Source organism: Sulfurihydrogenibium sp. (assembly GCF_027448985.1).
GTDB lineage: Bacteria > Aquificota > Aquificia > Aquificales > Hydrogenothermaceae > Sulfurihydrogenibium.
Window position 1 is genome coordinate 1 of record NZ_DAIDMN010000001.1, and the last position, 17,012, is coordinate 17,012.

At 31.7% G+C, this 17,012-nt stretch carries 18 protein-coding genes; 1 reads left to right on the top strand and 17 read right to left on the bottom strand.

Translation table 11 applies throughout. The annotated features are described in order from the left end of the window. Positions 1 to 146: 146 nt before the first annotated feature. The 11 genes from thiE to NE054_RS00055 are packed head-to-tail and all read right to left on the bottom strand — an operon-like array spanning position 147 to position 9,739. Positions 147 to 764, bottom strand: a complete 618-nt coding sequence (gene thiE / locus NE054_RS00005) for a thiamine phosphate synthase (RefSeq protein WP_297886896.1) — start codon at positions 762 to 764, stop codon at positions 147 to 149. A gap of 51 nt (positions 765 to 815) precedes the next feature. Further along, positions 816 to 1,196, bottom strand: coding sequence for a hypothetical protein (locus NE054_RS00010; RefSeq protein WP_297886898.1), 381 nt, complete (start codon positions 1,194 to 1,196; stop codon positions 816 to 818). Then, positions 1,193 to 2,629 carry a glutamate--tRNA ligase gene (gltX, locus tag NE054_RS00015; RefSeq protein ID WP_297886900.1) on the bottom strand — a complete coding sequence of 479 codons (1,437 nt, stop codon included), beginning with the start codon at positions 2,627 to 2,629 and terminating at the stop codon, positions 1,193 to 1,195. The genes NE054_RS00010 and gltX overlap by 4 nt, the downstream gene beginning before the upstream one ends. Then, positions 2,629 to 3,027, bottom strand: coding sequence for a hypothetical protein (locus tag NE054_RS00020; RefSeq protein WP_297886902.1), 399 nt, complete (start codon positions 3,025 to 3,027; stop codon positions 2,629 to 2,631). The genes gltX and NE054_RS00020 overlap by 1 nt, the downstream gene beginning before the upstream one ends. Beyond that, entirely contained in the window at positions 3,024 to 4,772 is a 1,749-nt protein-coding gene (gene polX / locus NE054_RS00025; RefSeq protein WP_297886904.1) for a DNA polymerase/3'-5' exonuclease PolX, read from the bottom strand. The genes NE054_RS00020 and polX overlap by 4 nt, the downstream gene beginning before the upstream one ends. Position 4,773: 1 nt before the next feature. Then, entirely contained in the window at positions 4,774 to 5,550 is a 777-nt protein-coding gene (trpC, locus tag NE054_RS00030) for an indole-3-glycerol phosphate synthase TrpC (protein WP_297886906.1), read from the bottom strand. Between the two features lie 4 nt (positions 5,551 to 5,554). After that, positions 5,555 to 6,319 (bottom strand): undecaprenyl-diphosphate phosphatase, encoded by a 765-nt coding sequence (locus tag NE054_RS00035; protein WP_297886908.1) that lies wholly within the window; start codon positions 6,317 to 6,319, stop codon positions 5,555 to 5,557. Then, positions 6,312 to 6,785: a transcriptional regulator NrdR gene (gene nrdR, locus NE054_RS00040; RefSeq protein WP_297886910.1), complete on the bottom strand. Its 474-nt coding sequence runs from the start codon at positions 6,783 to 6,785 to the stop codon at positions 6,312 to 6,314. The genes NE054_RS00035 and nrdR overlap by 8 nt, the downstream gene beginning before the upstream one ends. An 11-nt stretch (positions 6,786 to 6,796) precedes the next feature. After that, positions 6,797 to 8,080, bottom strand: coding sequence for a glutamate-1-semialdehyde 2,1-aminomutase (gene hemL / locus NE054_RS00045; RefSeq protein ID WP_297886912.1), 1,284 nt, complete (start codon positions 8,078 to 8,080; stop codon positions 6,797 to 6,799). Continuing rightward, on the bottom strand, positions 8,061 to 9,257 hold the full coding sequence (locus NE054_RS00050; protein WP_297886914.1) for a cation:proton antiporter: 1,197 nt from the start codon (positions 9,255 to 9,257) through the stop codon (positions 8,061 to 8,063). The genes hemL and NE054_RS00050 overlap by 20 nt, the downstream gene beginning before the upstream one ends. Then, positions 9,242 to 9,739 (bottom strand): cation:proton antiporter regulatory subunit, encoded by a 498-nt coding sequence (locus tag NE054_RS00055; RefSeq protein WP_297886916.1) that lies wholly within the window; start codon positions 9,737 to 9,739, stop codon positions 9,242 to 9,244. The genes NE054_RS00050 and NE054_RS00055 overlap by 16 nt, the downstream gene beginning before the upstream one ends. A gap of 93 nt (positions 9,740 to 9,832) precedes the next feature. Here NE054_RS00055 and NE054_RS00060 point away from each other — a divergent pair, with 93 nt between their 5' ends. After that, positions 9,833 to 10,984 carry a hypothetical protein gene (locus NE054_RS00060; protein WP_297886918.1) on the top strand — a complete coding sequence of 384 codons (1,152 nt, stop codon included), beginning with the start codon at positions 9,833 to 9,835 and terminating at the stop codon, positions 10,982 to 10,984. Here the strand turns inward: NE054_RS00060 and NE054_RS00065 are convergent. Genes NE054_RS00065 through NE054_RS00090 form a run of 6 tightly spaced genes read right to left on the bottom strand, consistent with a single transcriptional unit; the run spans position 10,971 to position 16,967 of the window. After that, complete coding sequence (locus NE054_RS00065) at positions 10,971 to 11,837, bottom strand: lysylphosphatidylglycerol synthase transmembrane domain-containing protein (RefSeq protein WP_297886920.1); 867 nt, start codon at positions 11,835 to 11,837, stop codon at positions 10,971 to 10,973. The genes NE054_RS00060 and NE054_RS00065 overlap by 14 nt on opposite strands. Then, entirely contained in the window at positions 11,830 to 12,810 is a 981-nt protein-coding gene (locus NE054_RS00070) for a glycosyltransferase family 2 protein (RefSeq protein ID WP_297886921.1), read from the bottom strand. The genes NE054_RS00065 and NE054_RS00070 overlap by 8 nt, the downstream gene beginning before the upstream one ends. Before the next feature lie 9 nt (positions 12,811 to 12,819). Beyond that, a complete protein-coding gene (locus tag NE054_RS00075; RefSeq protein WP_297886922.1) occupies positions 12,820 to 13,725 on the bottom strand; it encodes a tetratricopeptide repeat protein in 906 nt (301 codons plus the stop codon). A gap of 21 nt (positions 13,726 to 13,746) precedes the next feature. Next, positions 13,747 to 15,120 carry a sigma-54 dependent transcriptional regulator gene (locus tag NE054_RS00080; RefSeq protein ID WP_297886923.1) on the bottom strand — a complete coding sequence of 458 codons (1,374 nt, stop codon included), beginning with the start codon at positions 15,118 to 15,120 and terminating at the stop codon, positions 13,747 to 13,749. Then, positions 15,101 to 16,078, bottom strand: a complete 978-nt coding sequence (locus tag NE054_RS00085; protein WP_297886924.1) for an ATP-binding protein — start codon at positions 16,076 to 16,078, stop codon at positions 15,101 to 15,103. The genes NE054_RS00080 and NE054_RS00085 overlap by 20 nt, the downstream gene beginning before the upstream one ends. Next, the gene (locus NE054_RS00090) at positions 16,071 to 16,967 is read right to left on the bottom strand and encodes a folate-binding protein (RefSeq protein ID WP_297886925.1); all 897 of its coding nucleotides are present in this window, start codon (positions 16,965 to 16,967) and stop codon (positions 16,071 to 16,073) included. The genes NE054_RS00085 and NE054_RS00090 overlap by 8 nt, the downstream gene beginning before the upstream one ends. Positions 16,968 to 17,012 lie beyond the last annotated feature (45 nt).

The following is a 17,012-nucleotide window of genomic DNA, read 5'->3' on the forward strand; positions in this document are numbered from 1 at the left end:
CCTTAAACCCGGTTTTTCCGGTATGCATTTTTATCACCTTCTTTGGTTGTGATTTGACTATTATATCAGTGGATTTGTTAAAAAAAGATTACAAAATTTTAAGATTTAGATATTGAATTTATTTAAGGATTTTATTTAAAAAGAACTTATTTTTGGAATAACTTTATATACTCCCTACACCTTGATTCTATATCAGATGCGGTCCAAACATCACTGATTACAGCTACCATATCTGCTCCCAAATCTATTAGCTCTTTTGAATTTTCAGCTGTTAAACCACCTATCACACATACCGGTATTTTCAAAACATTTTTAGCTTCCAAGACAACTGATTTTGGAACTATCCTTGATTTTGGTTTTGTAGGAGATGGATAAAAACTACCGAAAGCTACATAATCTGCTCCTATTTCTTGCATCTGTAATGCTCTTTCAACACTACCATAACAGGATACACCCATTATTTTCCCTTTTGTTTTTTGACGAACTTCAACCACATCCGGGTCTTCTTCACCTACATGAACACCGTCTGCATCAACGTTTAAAGCAAGGTCAACTCTATCGTTTACAATAAAAATTGCATCGTATTTATGACATAGCTTTTTAAGCTCTAAACAGTAAGGGATTAAAAATTCATCCGGATTGTTTTTATCTCTAAGTTGAACGATGGATGCTCCTCCCTTTAATGCTCTTTCTACCATATCCAACATTCTGTCGTAAGGTGTTAACTTTTCATCTGTGATTACATACAAACCTTTTAGTTTCATTTTCACCATCCTCTAATTTCTTATTTAAGCTTAAAACAATTAAGTTTTCATTTAAAGCTTTAAAATTTCATTTAAATGGATATTTTTTTTATCGTAAATAAAAACTGGTTTTACAGAGTATTTTGATAAAAATCCACACTCTCTAACTTCTTCAAACTTTGCTTTGTATTCGTTGAAGATAAAATCATCTTTTGTTTTATAACTGCAAGCCAATATTAGTAAAACAGCTTCTTTACAGTTTACAAGTTGAAAACGCTTTATCGCTTCCGAAAAATGATTTTCAAGAATGTGTACAATACCCCTTAAAAACCATTTTTCCTGCATGTCATCAGTTTTCTCAAGTATTTTTTCTATCTCTTCTTCTTTTAAAAAGCTGTCATCTTCCTTTAAAAAACCTATCTTAAGTTTTCTAAAGTCTTTTATCTCCATCATCCAAAGTACTCTAAAAATCTTTTTAATCTAAACTTTACTCTTTCTATACCAATAACTTCAACTAAAATATCCAGTCCTACTCCCGATGATTCTCCTGTTAAAGCAACTCTTAAAGGGTGAAATAGTCCTTTTCCTTTAAATCCGTACTCTTTTTGTATTTCTTTTGTTATGTTTTTAAAATCTTCTTTGGTTATAGAATGTAAGTCTTTTATCTTTTGGTAAAAGATTTCTACCACTTTGTAAAAGTTAGGGTCAGATTTTACTTCTTCTTTTATTTCTTGGCTAAAAGGAAACTCATCTACAAAGAACACTTTTGCCCTTTCTTTAATATCCATTAGAGTTTCTATGCTGTCTCTTATTGCTTCCATAACTTTTTTGTAGTATTCAAAATCAGCTTTGTATCCAAAACCTTCAAAAAATTCTATCGCTCTTTTGGTAAGTTCTTCTAAATCCAATATTTCTCTTATATAAACTCCGTTCATCCATCTTAGTTTGGTTCTATCAAATATTGCAGGAGATTTGTTGACATCCTGTATTCTAAACTGTTTTATTATCTCTTCTTTAGACAGTATTTCTCTTTCGTCCTTAGGATGCCAACCCAGTAGAGATAGGTAGTTAAACACAGCTTCCGATAAAAAGCCGTCATCTTTCAGTGCTCTGACCGATACTGCTCCATGCCTTTTTGATAGTTTTGTTCTATCTTCCCCAAGTATTATAGGCAAGTGTGCAAACTGTGGGATGTTAAAACCAAGAGCTTCGTATATAACTATCTGTTTTGGTGTGTTTGAAAGATGGTCTTCTCCCCTAATAACATGTGTTATTCCCATCAAGGCGTCATCTATGACAACTACAAAGTTGTAAACTGGCATACCATCTTGACGAACTATTACAAAATCTCCAAACTCTTTCGTGTCTATCTCTACATGACCTCTTATTATATCTTCAAATACGACCGTTTTATCCGGAACTTTAAATCTTATAACTGGTTTTATTCCTTTTGCTTCGTAATCTGCTCTTTCTTCAGGGGTTAGATTCCTACATTTACCACTGTATCTGTATGGTCTTCCTTCTGCTATGGCTTTTTCTCTTTCTTTTTCTAACTCTTCTTCACTACAGTAACAGTAGTAAGCATATCCGGATTTTAAAAGCTTATCTACGTATTTTTGATAAATTTCTAACCTTTCAGATTGTCTGTAAGGTCCGTGTGGTCCACCTTTATCTGGTCCTTCGTCCCAATCTATTCCCATCCATTTTAAATCTTCCATCAACATTTCTTCGTACTCTTTTTTTGACCTTTCTAAATCTGTATCTTCTATCCTTAATATAAAGGTTGCTCCTTCGTGTTTTGCAAATAGGTAATTGAATAAAGCAGTCCTTGCATTTCCAAGGTGAAGATATCCGGTAGGACTTGGTGCAAATCTTACTCTTTTCATCAAAATCCTCCACTAAAAAGTTTTAAAACAAAGTAAGTTATTATTAAACCAAGTATTAATCCGATTATGGATATAATTATTTTACTACTTCTTTCTATTTCTTGCTTTTTGTACTCTTCCAACTTATTGTTTTCTTCTAAAAGTACTCTTCTGAGTTCTAATCTATCTATATGGTCTACTATTTTTTTTCTTTCTAAGTCATAAGTTGCTATAAAAATTTTTTCTTTTTTATTTAAGGGTTGTAGATACAAAGTGAATATATTTTTTTCTATTTCTCCCGAAAGGTTATAAAATTCAGCGTAATCTGAGAAATTTTCTTTGTAATCTGTTTGAAGTATCTCTTCTAAAATTTTGTAAGGTAAATAGTCTAAATTTTCTTTGAAAAATGCAAATTTCAAACTTTAACACCGAACTTTTTTCTTTTATTTTTAACAAACTTTTCAACTTCTTGCCATGATAGGGTGTTTATTATATCTTCTTTTTTAGCCCATCCTCTACGGGCTATGTATACACCTAACTGAATGTAGTGAAAGTTAGATAAAGAATGGCTATCACTACTTATTACAAGTTTAACTCCACTTTCTACTGCTTTTTTAACCATCACATCCGGTAAATCCATTCTCAGTGGTTGAGAGTTAATCTCTAAGGCTGTTCCCGTCTCTTTTGCCACTTTAAAAATCTCATCTGAGAGTTGATAACTTTCTCTACTTCCTAATATTCTTCCTGTTGGATGTCCTATTACGTTTACGTATGGATTTTCCATAGCTTTTACTATTCTATCTGTGTTGTCTCTGTTAAAGTGGGTGTGTATGGATGCCACTACCCAGTCTAACTTTGCTAAAATTTCATCTGGAAGGTCTAACGAACCATCCAACATTATATCCACTTCTATACCTTTTTTTAAAAGTGGGTACCCAAGTATTTTGTTTACTTTGTCTATCTCTTCTATCTGTTTTAAAACATCTTCTTCCGTTAAGCCATGGGCTACTCTTACAGCTTTAGAGTGGTCCGTTATTACAAGGTACTCGTATTTAAAGTTTTCTTTGATATATTTTGCTATCTCTAAGATTGTGTTGTATCCATCTGTCCAGTTTGAGTGGCAGTGAAAGTCTCCTTTTATGTCAGAAAGTTCGACTAAAATCGGTAGTTTTCCTGAAATAGCAGCTTCTATTTCACCTCTATCTTCTCTTAATTCTGGTGGTATCCACTGCATTCCTACAGCTTTGTAAACACTTTCCTCTGTCTCTCCAGCTATTTTTTCTCCCGTTTTTGAATCAAAAACACCGTATTCACTTATTTTAAGTCCTATGGATTTTGCATAGTCTCTAAGGTGGACGTTGTGTTCTTTTGAGCCAGTAAAGTATTGGAGACCACTTCCCCATTCTTCTTGTTTTAAAACTCTTAAATCGACCTGTCTGTCTTTTTCTTTTATTATTACACTTGCTTTTGTGTCTCCTTTTGCTAAAACTTCTTTAACGTCTTCAAGATTTACAAAGTAGTTTATTATTTTTTCTCTGTCCTTGTCATCACAGGTTATCAGAATATCTATATCTCCGATTGTTTCTTTCCTTCTTCTTAGGCTTCCGGCTACTTCAATGTTTTTTATCTCTTTAAGTTTTTTTAGTTTTTCAACTATTATGTTACTAATTTCAAGGGCTTCCCAAAGGGTTAATCTTGCTTGGGATTTTTCAAAGAGCTCTAATCCTTTTAACATGTTTTCAACTTTTTTTGGTCCAAAGCCTTTTATTTTTGCGACTCTACCATCTTTAAGGGCTTTTATAAGTTCTTCTTTTGTTGATATACCAAGCTCTTGGTGTATCTTTTTTAGAGTTTTTGGTCCAAATCCGGGGACTTCCATCAACTTTAAAAAATCCGGTGGAACTAATTTTTTAAGTTCTTCGTATTTTTGTATTTTTCCGGTTTTTACATACTCTACTATTTTTTCTGCTGTGTGAGTTCCTATACCTCTTATTTCGTCTAATTTTCCGGATTCTATGTAGTTTCTTACGTCATCGGGAAGGTCTTCCAAAACTTGGGCTGCTTTTTGGTAAGCTAAAGCTCTGAACTTATCATCTAAAAACTCGTAAATGTGAGACATATCCCTAAATATTTTTGCTATTTCCTTGTTTATGTTTTGGTACATACTAAATCAACTCCCTTAGTTTTTTTCCTATGTCTTTTTCTCTCATAAGGGACTCTCCTATTAAAAATGCATCTACTTGATAATTTTTCAACTCTAAAAGCTCTTGTTTTGTGTTTAAACCGCTTTCAGCAACAATTACCTCTGCTCCCAATTTTTTCATTTTTGGTGCGAGTTCTTTAGATGTATTTATATCAACTTCGAAAGTTTCCAAATTTCTGTTGTTTATTCCTATAATTTTTGCCCCGGCGTAAAGAGATTTAACTCCTTCATCGTAGGAATGGATTTCAACAAGGGGCTCCATATCAAGCTCTTTTCCAAATTCTATTAGTTTTTTCATTTCTTGCAAAGTTAAAACTTTTGCGATTAAAAGATAACTATCTGCTCCATAAGCGTAAGCTTCAAGTATCTGTCTTTCGTCTATTATGAAATCTTTTCGTAGTAAGGGTAGATTTACTTCTTTTGATATGTTGTAAAGGTACTCAATACTTCCTTGGAAGTACTGTTTATCAGTTAAAACGGATATAGCTTTTGCTCCGTTTTCTTCGTATATCTTTGCAATTGTTACAGGTTCAAAATCGTACCTTATAACACCTTTTGATGGTGATGCTTTCTTTACTTCGGCTATTATGTTTATTCCTTTACCTGTTATAGCTTTTTTAAAGTCCAACACTTTTTTCTTTCTCTCCAATGCTAAACTTTCAAGATGTTTTACGTAAGAAGATGTGTAGTTTTCAAGTTCTTCCTTTTTTGTTTGAATTATTTTTTCTAAAATGTTCATCTTTTTACCTCAATACGATAATGTAGTAAAGTATTCCCAAGATTATTCTGTAAATCCCAAATGGTGTGAAGCTGTGGTTTGATATGTATTTTAATAAAAGTTTTATAGCCAAGATAGCAAAAACAAACGCTGTAATAAATCCTATAACAAGGTTTTCCCAATCTGACACATTAAAACTACTGTGATTTTTGTAGATGTCGTAAAATGTTGCCATAAACATCGTAGGGACTGCCAACAGAAATGAAAATTCAGCTGCCGTTTTTCTGTTTAAACCAAGCATTAAACCACCTATTATTGTAGCTCCACTTCTTGACGTTCCAGGTATCATCGCAATAGACTGAAATACTCCTATAAAAAACGCTTTTTTGTAGTTTATTTCTTCAAAACTTTTTATCGGATAATCTTTGTTTTTATGGTAGTACTCAATTAGTATTAAAATCAAACCTCCTAACACAAGCATAAATACAACAATGAAAGGGTTAAAAAGTGATTTTATCAATTTGTAAAGAATAAAACCCAGAGTTCCGGTAGGAATAAACGCAATCAGTAGTTTTTTTAACAGTTGTATATCTTTAAACTTTTCAAAGTATAAAAACACAACAGCCATTATTGAACCAAGTTGTATAGAAACTTCAAAGGCTTTATGGTTATCTGTTTGCTGAATTCCCATCAATGTAGAGGCTAATATTAAATGTCCTGTTGATGATATGGGTAAAAATTCTGTTAGACCTTCTACCACTCCCAATATAAAAGCTTGTAAACTACTCACTCTTTTCTCCTTTCTTCTCCTTTTCTATCTCTTTTATTATACTTTCAAAGTCTTTAATGTCTTGGAAGTTATCACATACGGAAGCAAATCTTAAAAATGCTACGGCGTCTAACGACCTTAATTTACTTTTTACAATGTCCCCTATTTCTGCTGAGGTGACCTTTAATTTACCTTCATCTATAAAGTATCTTTCTATCTCATCAGCTATCTGTCTTATTTGTTGTTCTGTAATTGGTCTTCCTGTAGATGCAAGTTTTATTCCTCTTACTATCTTTTCTTTATCAAAAGGTTCAACGGAGTTATCTTTTTTTACAACGGTTATAAATTCTTCTTCTATTCTTTCGTAGGTTGTAAACCTGTATCCACATTTTAAACATTCCCTTCTTCTCTTTATAACTGTACCTTCTTTTGACTGTCTTGTTTCTAAAACTTTATCTTCCAATGAGCCACATTTAGGACATTTCATCTTTTCCTCTTTTATAAATTTTTAAAACATTCTCTTGCTTTTTCTAAGGTTAAATAAAGGTCTTCTTTACTGTGAGCTGTAGATAGGAAAAATGCTTCAAACTGTGATGCTGGTAGGTACACACCTTTTTCAAGCATACATCTGAAAAATTTAGCAAATTTTTGAGTGTCCGAAGTTTTCGCAGTTGTAAAGTCTTTAACTGGTGTTTGTGTAAAGAATACCGTTATCATTGAACCAACTCTGTTTATCTGGATAGGTATAGATGTTTCTTTTGATATTTCTTTAAAGCCTTCTTCGATAATTTTTCCTTTTTCGTCTAACTCTCTGTATGGGTTCAACTCTTTTAGAAGTTGGAGTTGCCTTAATCCGGCTGCCATTGCTAATGGATTTCCTGATAGTGTACCTGCTTGGTAAACGGGTCCAACAGGTGCTACATACTCCATTATCTCTCTTTTTCCTCCGTAAGCTCCAACTGGAAGACCTCCACCTATCACTTTACCAAAAGTTGTCAAATCTGGTTGAATGTCATAAAGCTCCTGTGCTCCTCCGTAGGACAGTCTAAATCCTGTCATAACTTCGTCAAATATGAGTAAAGAACCGTATTTTTGCGTTACCTCTCTAAGTTTCTGGTGGTATTCTCTGGAAGGTGCTACAACTCCCATGTTTCCAGCTACCGGTTCTACTATCACACAGGCAATGTCTTCTCCGTATTTTTTAAATGCTTCTTCTACTGCTTCTATATCGTTGTAAGGTAGTACTATCGTTAGGTTTGCTAACTCTTCAGGAATTCCGGGTGTTCCGGGTATTCCAAGGGTTGCAACTCCAGAACCTGCTGAAACAAGAAGACTATCTCCATGTCCATGATAACATCCGTCAAACTTTACTATCTTCTTTCTTTTTGTGTAGCCTCTTGCAAGTCTTATAGCACTCATTGTCGCTTCTGTTCCGGAGTTTACGAACCGAACCATTTCTACGGATTTTACAGCATCTACAACAGCTTTTGCCATCTCTACTTCTAAATAGGTAGGTGCTCCAAAACTTGTGCCATAGTTTGAAATCTGTTTTATCGCGTTAATAACTTGGTCGTGGGCATGTCCTAAGATTAAAGGTCCCCACGATAAAACATAGTCTATATATTCATTTCTGTCAACGTCCCATATCCGGCTTCCTTTTCCTTTTTCTATAAAAATAGGGTCTGTACCTACCGACTTAAAAGCTCTCACAGGAGAGTTAACACCACCAACCAAAAACTTCTGCGCTTCTTTGAATAACTCCTTAGACTTTAGGATATTCATAACTTATTTTACCTCCTTTATTTTTTGGTTTGAAAATCATTTTTGCTAGTTTAGGTGCGTACTGTATAAAGAAGGTTCCTATAAATGCCATTGTAAATGTGTATACACCAAAAAGAGGTACAAAAGAAGCCGGAGAGAATTTGGAAATGACTATTGAAAACTCACCTCTATTTACAATGGAAAATCCGGCTGTTAAAGATGCTTTTTTTGACAATCCGTAAATCTGACCCCCTATATATCCCGTTAAAACTTTACCTACGATGGAAACAACAACCATTAAGATTAAAATAATAACATTTTGTAATGTAAAAAACTCAGGACTGAAAACTATGTTTGAACCAAAAACGAAGAAAAATATAGCAACAGCTAAATCTCTTATAGAGAATAATACTCTTTCAACTTCTTCAGCTTTTCCAGATTCTGATATCAACATGCCTATTAAGAAAGCTCCCAAAGCTTCAGATAAACCTATGTAATAGGTAAATCCGGCAAAAGAAATTAGTAATCCAAATGCAAACAAAATAAAAATGTCTTCGTTTAAGAATCTTTCAATGAAAGTTGAAATCTTATCCTTCATTGTCATCGCAATAAGAATCACAAAAGAAAAAACAGCTAAAACTTTGAAAATAATAATACCAAAAGAAATAGGTTCTAACTTTCCACCTGATAGTAATCCCGCTAAAATCGCCAGCATAACAGGAGCTACAATATCTTCAAAGACCATCAATCCCAAAATCATCTCAGTTTCCGGATTGGCAATCCTTTTTTCATCTACAATAACTTTTGAGGTTATAGCTGATGAGGAAGCGTAAGCTATTGCACCACCCAAAAAGGCTATTACAGTATCAAATCCTAAAATCAGCAACAGTACAGATATAGCACCAAAATTAAAAATTATATCTAAAAGACCAACAACCCAAATTCTTTTAGAAACATCTACAGCTCTTGCTATGTTAAACTCAAGACCAAGATAGAAGAATAAAAGAACAATACCAATTTCACTGAGTCTTTCTATCGTTATATCTTCATGTAGAAACCTACCTGCCACTATTCCAGCTAAAATAAAAGCTATTATTGTAGGAATTTTAACAAATCTACTTAAAACTCCAAGTATAAAAAGGAAAAAAGTGCTTAAACCTAAGGTAAGTAAAAATTTTTCCATTACTCTAATTCGCAAACAGGATAAAAAATTTCAAAAAATCTTTTAATCTGGTCTTTATTCCCTACAACAACCAAAGTATCCCCTGGTTTTATAATTTCGTCAGGAGAAGGATTTGTAATTGTTTCGTTGTTCCTTATAATTGCTATTATAGAGGCACCTGTTTTTTTTCTTATTTCAAGTTCTTTTATGCTTCTATTAGCCAATATAGAGGAAGGTTCAACATTTATCCACTCAATCACTAAATTTTTCATAAACATCTCTTTTTCTTCTTTGGCTTCCGGTTTAAAGTAAGTTCCCATAAGAATAGAACCAAGTTGAGTAGCCTCCTCTTCGTTTAAACTAAAAGCACATACCGGTTCATCAAAATCGTCCTTTTCAAAGAAGTATATTTCTCTTTTCCCAGAAAGATGAATTATAACCACAACTTTTTCTTTGTTAGCTGTTATCACAGAAAATTTTTTGCCTATTCCAGGTAAATCAACTTCTTTAAAAAGCACAGCAAACACCTCTTTTTTATGAGATAATAAACATACTAAATTATACAAAAATTTTGCCGAAAAGGTTTAAGAATACAGATAGGAGGTTTAAAAATGTCCGTGGCTATAATATCATACGATACCAAATTCGTTGAAAATTTGATAGAGAGTTTAAAGGGTATCAAATATGAAGTATTCGGCGATAGTTTGGCGTTTATAAAAGGTTTTAACGATAGTATCAACACAGTAGTTTACGATGCATCATCCGGTGTTTTTGCGGAAGATGACCTTAGGTATCTTATAAACAAAATGAAAGATAAAAATTTAAGATACTATGTTTTAACTATACCTCAAAATCCTATAGGTAAAGAGTCTTTAGATGGAAAAATAGAATTTTTCAATAAAGAGAGAGATTTGGAGTTATTGAAAGAAAAACTTACAGATGAAAAAAATACAGTTGAAAATCAACTTTTTGGTTATAAACCACAAGAGTCTGATTTTGAAGGTAAAAACACTACAATAGAAAAAGCTACTACTTTTGATATAGAGTTTAACGATTTGAGTTTAGATTACGGGCTAACGGAAACAAAAGTTCAACCAACGGAAGGAAAAAATATTGAAGATATATTGGAATCTTTTGATTTCCAACTTATGGAAAGTAAAGAAGAAAGTAAAGTTGAGAAAAATATTGATTTAGATTCTTTAATTCAAGAATTTGAAAGTGTTTATAAAGATAAAGAAAAAGAGGAAATTAAAACCGATAGTGAATTTTTACAAACAGAAAAAGTAGACCAATCCTTGGAAAACTTTGGTGAAGAGATAAAGAATTTAGGTATAACTGAAGAGTTAATGGAGACAAAAAAAACCGCTTTTGAAAAAGTTTCAATAGATGATATACTTACAAGTCAAGAAGAAGATAAGGTAGTAATAAATGAAGGAGGAAAAGATATGGTTGCCAACTTTAACATTCAGATCTCTTCGGAGGATATTAAGAATGTGGTTTTGGACATAGCCAGAAATTATTTAAAAAACGATCCTGCGATAAACACTATAATAGACCATTTACAAATAGACTTTCAAAATGAGACAATGAAAGAACTTGAAGATATAAAAAATCAGTTGAAAGAAAAAGCAAGAGAAGAAGCAGAAAAAGTATTAAAAGAAGAGATTACAAACCTTATAAAAAATGAGCTTAAAGAATATGTAGCGGAAATAACGGCTAAAATAGTAAAAGAAAGATTGGAGCAAGCTTTTAGATCTTTTTGATGTTCAGCAAATACAGGGTAGTAGCTAAAAGGCTGCTACTTGTTATTATAAATGTGTGAACTAAAAAAGCTGAAAGTAAGGCAATTTCCCTTAATGTACCTAAGAATATAAGAATTCCTGCATACCCTGTTTCGTAAGTTCCTATTCCGGCTATTCCGTGAATAGGTAATACAGTTGTTAAATCTGCCAAAGAAGAAGCTAAAAAAGATTGTAAAATGTTTAATCCGGATTCTTTTGGAAGAATGATATAAAATGCCGAAAATTTAAGTATTACGGTTAAAACCGATAAAAGGTAAACCATAACAATGTTTTTAAAATTTATCATATTACGATTGTACTCTTTAACTTTTTCATGTTTTATAAATTTTAAAACAACTGGCAAAATAATAAATGAAAATGGAACTAAAATAAAGGCTAAAATTCCTAAAAATAAAAATCCATTATAAATAAAGTATGTTAATAAAAAAATACCAACCAGTGAAATCCCATCAAAGAATCTCGTTATAATAAAACTCATTGTTGACTCAGCGATATGAACCCCCTCTTTTTTAAGCATATAGAAGAAAGAAATCTCTCCTGTCCTAAAAGGTAGAATTATATTAAAAAAAGTGTTGAAAACTGTTAATTTAAAAAGTTTATAGAAATTTTTAATGCTTAATGTATACTGCCACCTATAAGTTCTAGCTATATAACTAAAAATGTAAAAAACAAATGCCAAAATTAGTTGTTGAAATGTAAGCAATTGAAAAAAACTAAATATTTTATCAAAGCCTACTACTCTTTGAAAAAAGTATAAAAATAATCCACTGATAAAGATTGATAAAAGGAGTTTTATTATTTTTATTTTATTCATTCTTTTGAATAATTTCTTTTATTACATAAGGTTTTTTCCCTTGAGACTCGTAATAAGTTCTTATGATTAACTCAGCTATAATACCAGTTGAAATCAGATTTATTCCTGTTAAAAATATCAAAACTCCAAATATTAAAAGAGGTCTATTCCCTATTGAATGTCCTAAGCACACCTTTTCACAGGTAAGGTACAACAATATTAAAAATCCAACTATTAAAAATAAAAATCCAAATCCACCAAATACCCTTAAAGGTTTATTTCTATAGTCTAATAAAAACTTTACCCATATTAAATCAAGGATAACTTTAAATGTCCTTGATATACCATATTTTGACTTTCCGTAAATCCTAGGATGATGTTTAACAGGAATTTCTGTTATGTTTGCACCTACAACTTTTGACAGTGCAGGTAAAAATCTGTGCATTTCACCGTAATAATCTAAACTCTTTGCAACTTCTGCTTTGTAGGCTTTAAGAGAGCAACCGTAATCATGTAGATGTACACCTGTCACTTTTGAAATTAGCCAGTTGGCAATTCTTGATGGTAGTGTCCTACTTAAAAAAGCATCTTTTCTGTCTTTTCTCCAACCACTGACAACATCGTATCCTTCATCTATCTTTTCAAGAAGTTTAGGAATATCTTCTGGGTCGTTTTGTAGGTCTCCATCCATCGTTATTATTATTTCACCTTTTGCTTTATCAAATCCGGCTGCCATAGCTGCCGTTTGACCAAAATTCCTCCTGAAATTTATTCCTACTACATGAGGGTCTTTTTCTGCAATTTCTTTAATAATTTCCCAAGACCTATCTTTACTTCCGTCGTTTACAAATATTATTTCATAGGTTTTGTCTTTGTATTTTTCTTGACGAAAAAGATTTTCTATTACATCTTTAATTTTTTTATAAAGTATGGGAAGATTTTCTTCTTCGTTGTAAATTGGTACCACTATGGATAAGTAAATCTTTTTATCCATGACTCTCCTTTATTTGATTAAAATTTTTATATTTTCTACCTCTGAATTGTTATAATTATTTGACTTTTCTGTTTCTTGCTTTTTATATTCATCTTCTATTGGTTTTTCGTAAGAATGTGTATTTTCAATCATATCTAACAAAGTTTTTCTTATTTCTTCTTGTAGTTGTTTGTTTTCTTGTGAAGACTTCAATGCTTTTTCCAAGTAAAATTTTGCTAAATCTATCTGTCCTAAATCTCGGTAAACTTTTCCAAGTTTAAAATATATTACAGGGTCGTTTAAACTTAGTGTTAAAGCTTTTGCGTAATATTCTCTTGCAAATTTTAAATAAGAAAGGTCTTTTTTATCTAAATATTTTTCGTAATAGTAATCACCTAAGGCTGTATACGCATTTAAATAGTTTGAGTTATACATTATAGCTTTGTTCATGTACTCTAAAAATAAATCCTCTTTTCCGGTATCTTTGTATATTAGTGCCATGTTAAAAAAAACTATCTCTTTTCTTTGGTAAGTGGTGTGATTTTCAGCTTTTTTTAAATAGTTTAAAGCATCGTTGTATCTTTTCTGGATTGCAAGTAGTATTCCGTAGTTTGTAAGTAGTTCCGGAGAGTTTGGATACCTTTCTAAACCTTCTTTAAATACAATCTCTGCTTTTGTAAACTCTCCGGCAAATTGGTAAGCTAATGCTAAAGAGTTGTATACATCCGGATTTTTGTAGGTTTGAATAGCTTTTTCTAAATATGAGATAGCCATTGCGTTGTTACCACTTGTTAGGTAAGAGACTCCCATATCGTACAGATATCTTCCTTCGTTAGAAGACGTTTCTTGATAAGGATAATCCACATTTTGTGTTCCAGCACAACCAAAGATGTTAAAAACGTTTAAAAAAGCCACTAAGTAAATTATTTTTTTCATAAATACTATTATACCATTGATTTAATCTTCTAAAGATATTTCCAAATCTTTGATTTTTTTAGTTATAGTGTTTCTGTGAAGTCCAAGGTATTCAGCTGCTTTTGAGACATTTCCATTTGTAAATTTTAAAGCTTCTTTTATTAGGATGTATTCAGCTTCTTCTATTAGTTTGATATATATATTTTTTCTTCTTCTGGTTAGCATTTTTCTTGCTTCTATTAAAAATCCACTCCTCCAATCTGATGTTTTTTCTTCTTCACCTTTTATGTTTGCAGGTAGTAAATCAGGAGTGATTGGTCTTTCTCTGTAAAGGGCTATAAGTTTAAAAACAAGGTTTTTAAGTTCTCTTACATTTCCGGGCCAGCTATAGTTTGTTAAAAACTTTATAGATTCGGAAGTAAATCCTCCGGAAGAAAGTCTGTATCTTTCTAATGCCTGTTTTGTAAAAAGTTCTACCAAATCCGGAATATCTTCTTTTCTTTCTCTTAACGGTGGTACTCTTATTTCTATTACAGATAACCTGTAAAACAAATCTTCCCTGAACTTTCCTTCTGCTACAAGCTTTATCAGGTCTTTGTTGGTTGCTGTTATAATTCTTACGTCTACTTTTATACTTTTGTTTGAGCCTAGAGGTTGGATTTCCATTTCTTGAATCGCTCTAAGCAGTTTTGCCTGAGATTCTAGTGGAAGTTCTCCTATCTCATCTAAAAACAAAGTTCCTCCGTTTGCTTGAAGAAACTTTCCTTCCCTTGACTTATCTGCTCCGGTAAATGCTCCCTTTTCAAATCCAAACAGTTCACTTTCTACAAGTCCGATAGGAATGGATGCCATGTTTAGAGCAATGAATGGTCTGTTGGACCTGTCTGAGTATTTATGTATAAGATTGGCTATTACTTCCTTTCCTGTTCCACTTTCTCCTGTTATTAAAACTGGGTCTTTTGAACTTGCCGCTCTTCCGACTATTTTAAACACTTCTTTCATCGCTGAGCTTTTTCCTATTATCTCTTCTTGAGGAATATCGGATACTACCTTGGCTTTTATACTTTCTCTTATTTCGTTTATTACTTGTTTTATTCTTTCTATATCAAAAGGTTTGATTATATAATCAAAGGCTCCATGTTTCATAGCTTGAATGAGATATTTGTACTCGGAATGTCCCGATATAATAACCACATAAGGATGATTTTCTAAAGATGTGATTTGTTGTAAAATGTCTAAACCATTAGAATCTTTGAGTCCTATATCTAAAAAAATAAAATCCGGATTTATCTCTTTTACTTTTTCTATAGCATCTAAGCCTTTTTCGTAATCGTAAACTTCTATGTTTTCTTTGTTTAAGATTCTTTTTAATATGTTTCGTGTAGTTTTTTCATCTTCAAAAACTATTGCTTTCAACTTCCATCCTAATTGGTAAAACTATCTCAAAAGTAGAATTTCCTATATATCTTAATACACCTTTATGACTTTTTACAACATTGTACGCATTTGCAAGTCCTACACCAGAACCAAACTGTTTTGTTGTGAAGAAAGGTAAAAATATTTTGTCAACTATTTCTGTAGGTATTCCTTTTCCACTATCTTTAATTTTTATGGATACTTTGTTCATCTTTGGGGAAAAGATAGGGTCGTTTGATAACCCTGTATATATGGTTATTTTTCCTTCCTGATTGATTGCTTCTATTGCATTTTTAATGAGATTTTCTATAACTGAGGTTATTTTTTCTTTGTCTATTGGAATATCCGGAAGGCTTGGGTCGTACACTCTTTCAAATTTTACACTTTTATAAATAGCTTGGTATTTTTTTATAAGTTTGTCAATTATCTTGTGTATGTTTTCGTACTCAAGATTTAGTCGTACTGGCTTTGATAAGTAAGAAAGTTGATTTATAAAATCTTCAATCCTTTTTACCTCATAAAGTATATCATCTAAGACTTCTAATTCATCCGGATTTTGTTTTAAAAATTGGGTTGCGGCTTTTATTCCGGTGAGAGGTCCTTTTATATCGTGAAACAGTTCTACCAAAAATTTTGAAACTGTAGTTAAAGTTCCTTCTTTTTTGGTTTCATCTTCAACTTTCAAAAGTCTTGTAATATCTTTTATCAAAACGATGAATGAATTACTTTCCAAAGGATAAACATCTATTAAAAAAGAAAGATTGTCAACGTTTAAAATATAATTTTTTACGGATATACCTTCTTTAAGATATTTTATGGAAATCACTTCAGTTATCAATTTTTTTACATCTAAGAAAAAATAACTATCAAAAGCTGGATTTGAGTATAGAATCTTTCCCTCGTTATCAATAACAATTACAGGTTCTTGAAAATTCTCTAAAATTTCCTTTTCATACATTAAGCTCTTCACAAGTTTTTAAAAGTATTATACCATTGTAATCCTTTCCTTCCCATACTTTTGACCTCAGAATAAATCCAATACCTTCATGACCATCTTTTGTAATGGAAGTTATTGTTCCAACAGGTTTTTCGTCAAAAGTTATTTTTTCTCCTTCTTTTACATTTTTGCTGAATGAGAATTTTGCCATCACTCTTGGAGGCTTTCCTCTGTAATAAACTCTTGCAATAGCTTCTTGTCCTACATAACACCCTTTATTTAAGCTTATAGCGTATTTCCATATGTTTGTTTCTAAGGGTAGTATGTTTTCTTTTAATTCTTTCCCTATTTTAGGAATACAGTTTTTTATTCTTAAATCTTCAAAATCATTTTCATTTATCTGTAGATTTTTATCTAACTTTTCAACTATTTCATCAATGTTACCAAACAAGTCAAATCCGGATACTCCTAATCTAAGAGGATTGTTTGCAATATAAAACTTATCCGTTTTTTCAAAACTAAATTTTTCAGGTGTAGGCAATCCTAAATTAGACAAAATTTTCTTAGAATCATCACCAAAGATGTAAAGATGTTTATAATCTAGTATCTCAAAGAATACTTGTAAAGATAGTTTGAGTTTATTAAACTTTTCTATAAGCTCATTTGGATTTTGGTCTGTATCAATGATAAATTTGTTTTCATCGTTGTAAACAAAAAAATCGAGTAAAGGAGAACCTTTTGAGTCAAGCATAAAGTTGTAGTTAAACTTTTTATCCGCAAGATTGTTTATATCGTTTGTCAACAAATTGTGTAAAAATGCTTTATGCTCTTCTTGTATACCTTTTAAATTAAGTTTTGATTTTTTACCTTTAACTAAAATTTTAGAGCGTTTTAGTACTATCCAGTTCATCAAAAACTCCTTTACACTTTTGATAAAAATCAATGATTTTAAATT

Excerpts from the sequence above, each read along its gene's own strand:
- NE054_RS00070 (WP_297886921.1), bottom strand. The coding sequence starts at position 12,810 with ATGGATAAAAAGATTTACTTATCCATAGTGGTACCAATTTACAACGAA.
- trpC (WP_297886906.1), bottom strand. The coding sequence starts at position 5,550 with ATGAACATTTTAGAAAAAATAATTCAAACAAAAAAGGAAGAACTTGAA.
- thiE (WP_297886896.1), bottom strand. The coding sequence starts at position 764 with ATGAAACTAAAAGGTTTGTATGTAATCACAGATGAAAAGTTAACACCT.
- NE054_RS00060 (WP_297886918.1), top strand. The coding sequence starts at position 9,833 with ATGTCCGTGGCTATAATATCATACGATACCAAATTCGTTGAAAATTTG.
- NE054_RS00010 (WP_297886898.1), bottom strand. The coding sequence starts at position 1,196 with ATGATGGAGATAAAAGACTTTAGAAAACTTAAGATAGGTTTTTTAAAG.
- gltX (WP_297886900.1), bottom strand. The coding sequence starts at position 2,629 with ATGAAAAGAGTAAGATTTGCACCAAGTCCTACCGGATATCTTCACCTT.
- nrdR (WP_297886910.1), bottom strand. The coding sequence starts at position 6,785 with ATGAAATGTCCTAAATGTGGCTCATTGGAAGATAAAGTTTTAGAAACA.
- NE054_RS00075 (WP_297886922.1), bottom strand. The coding sequence starts at position 13,725 with ATGAAAAAAATAATTTACTTAGTGGCTTTTTTAAACGTTTTTAACATC.
- NE054_RS00090 (WP_297886925.1), bottom strand. The coding sequence starts at position 16,967 with ATGAACTGGATAGTACTAAAACGCTCTAAAATTTTAGTTAAAGGTAAA.
- NE054_RS00085 (WP_297886924.1), bottom strand. The coding sequence starts at position 16,078 with ATGTATGAAAAGGAAATTTTAGAGAATTTTCAAGAACCTGTAATTGTT.
- NE054_RS00065 (WP_297886920.1), bottom strand. The coding sequence starts at position 11,837 with ATGAATAAAATAAAAATAATAAAACTCCTTTTATCAATCTTTATCAGT.
- hemL (WP_297886912.1), bottom strand. The coding sequence starts at position 8,080 with ATGAATATCCTAAAGTCTAAGGAGTTATTCAAAGAAGCGCAGAAGTTT.
- polX (WP_297886904.1), bottom strand. The coding sequence starts at position 4,772 with ATGTACCAAAACATAAACAAGGAAATAGCAAAAATATTTAGGGATATG.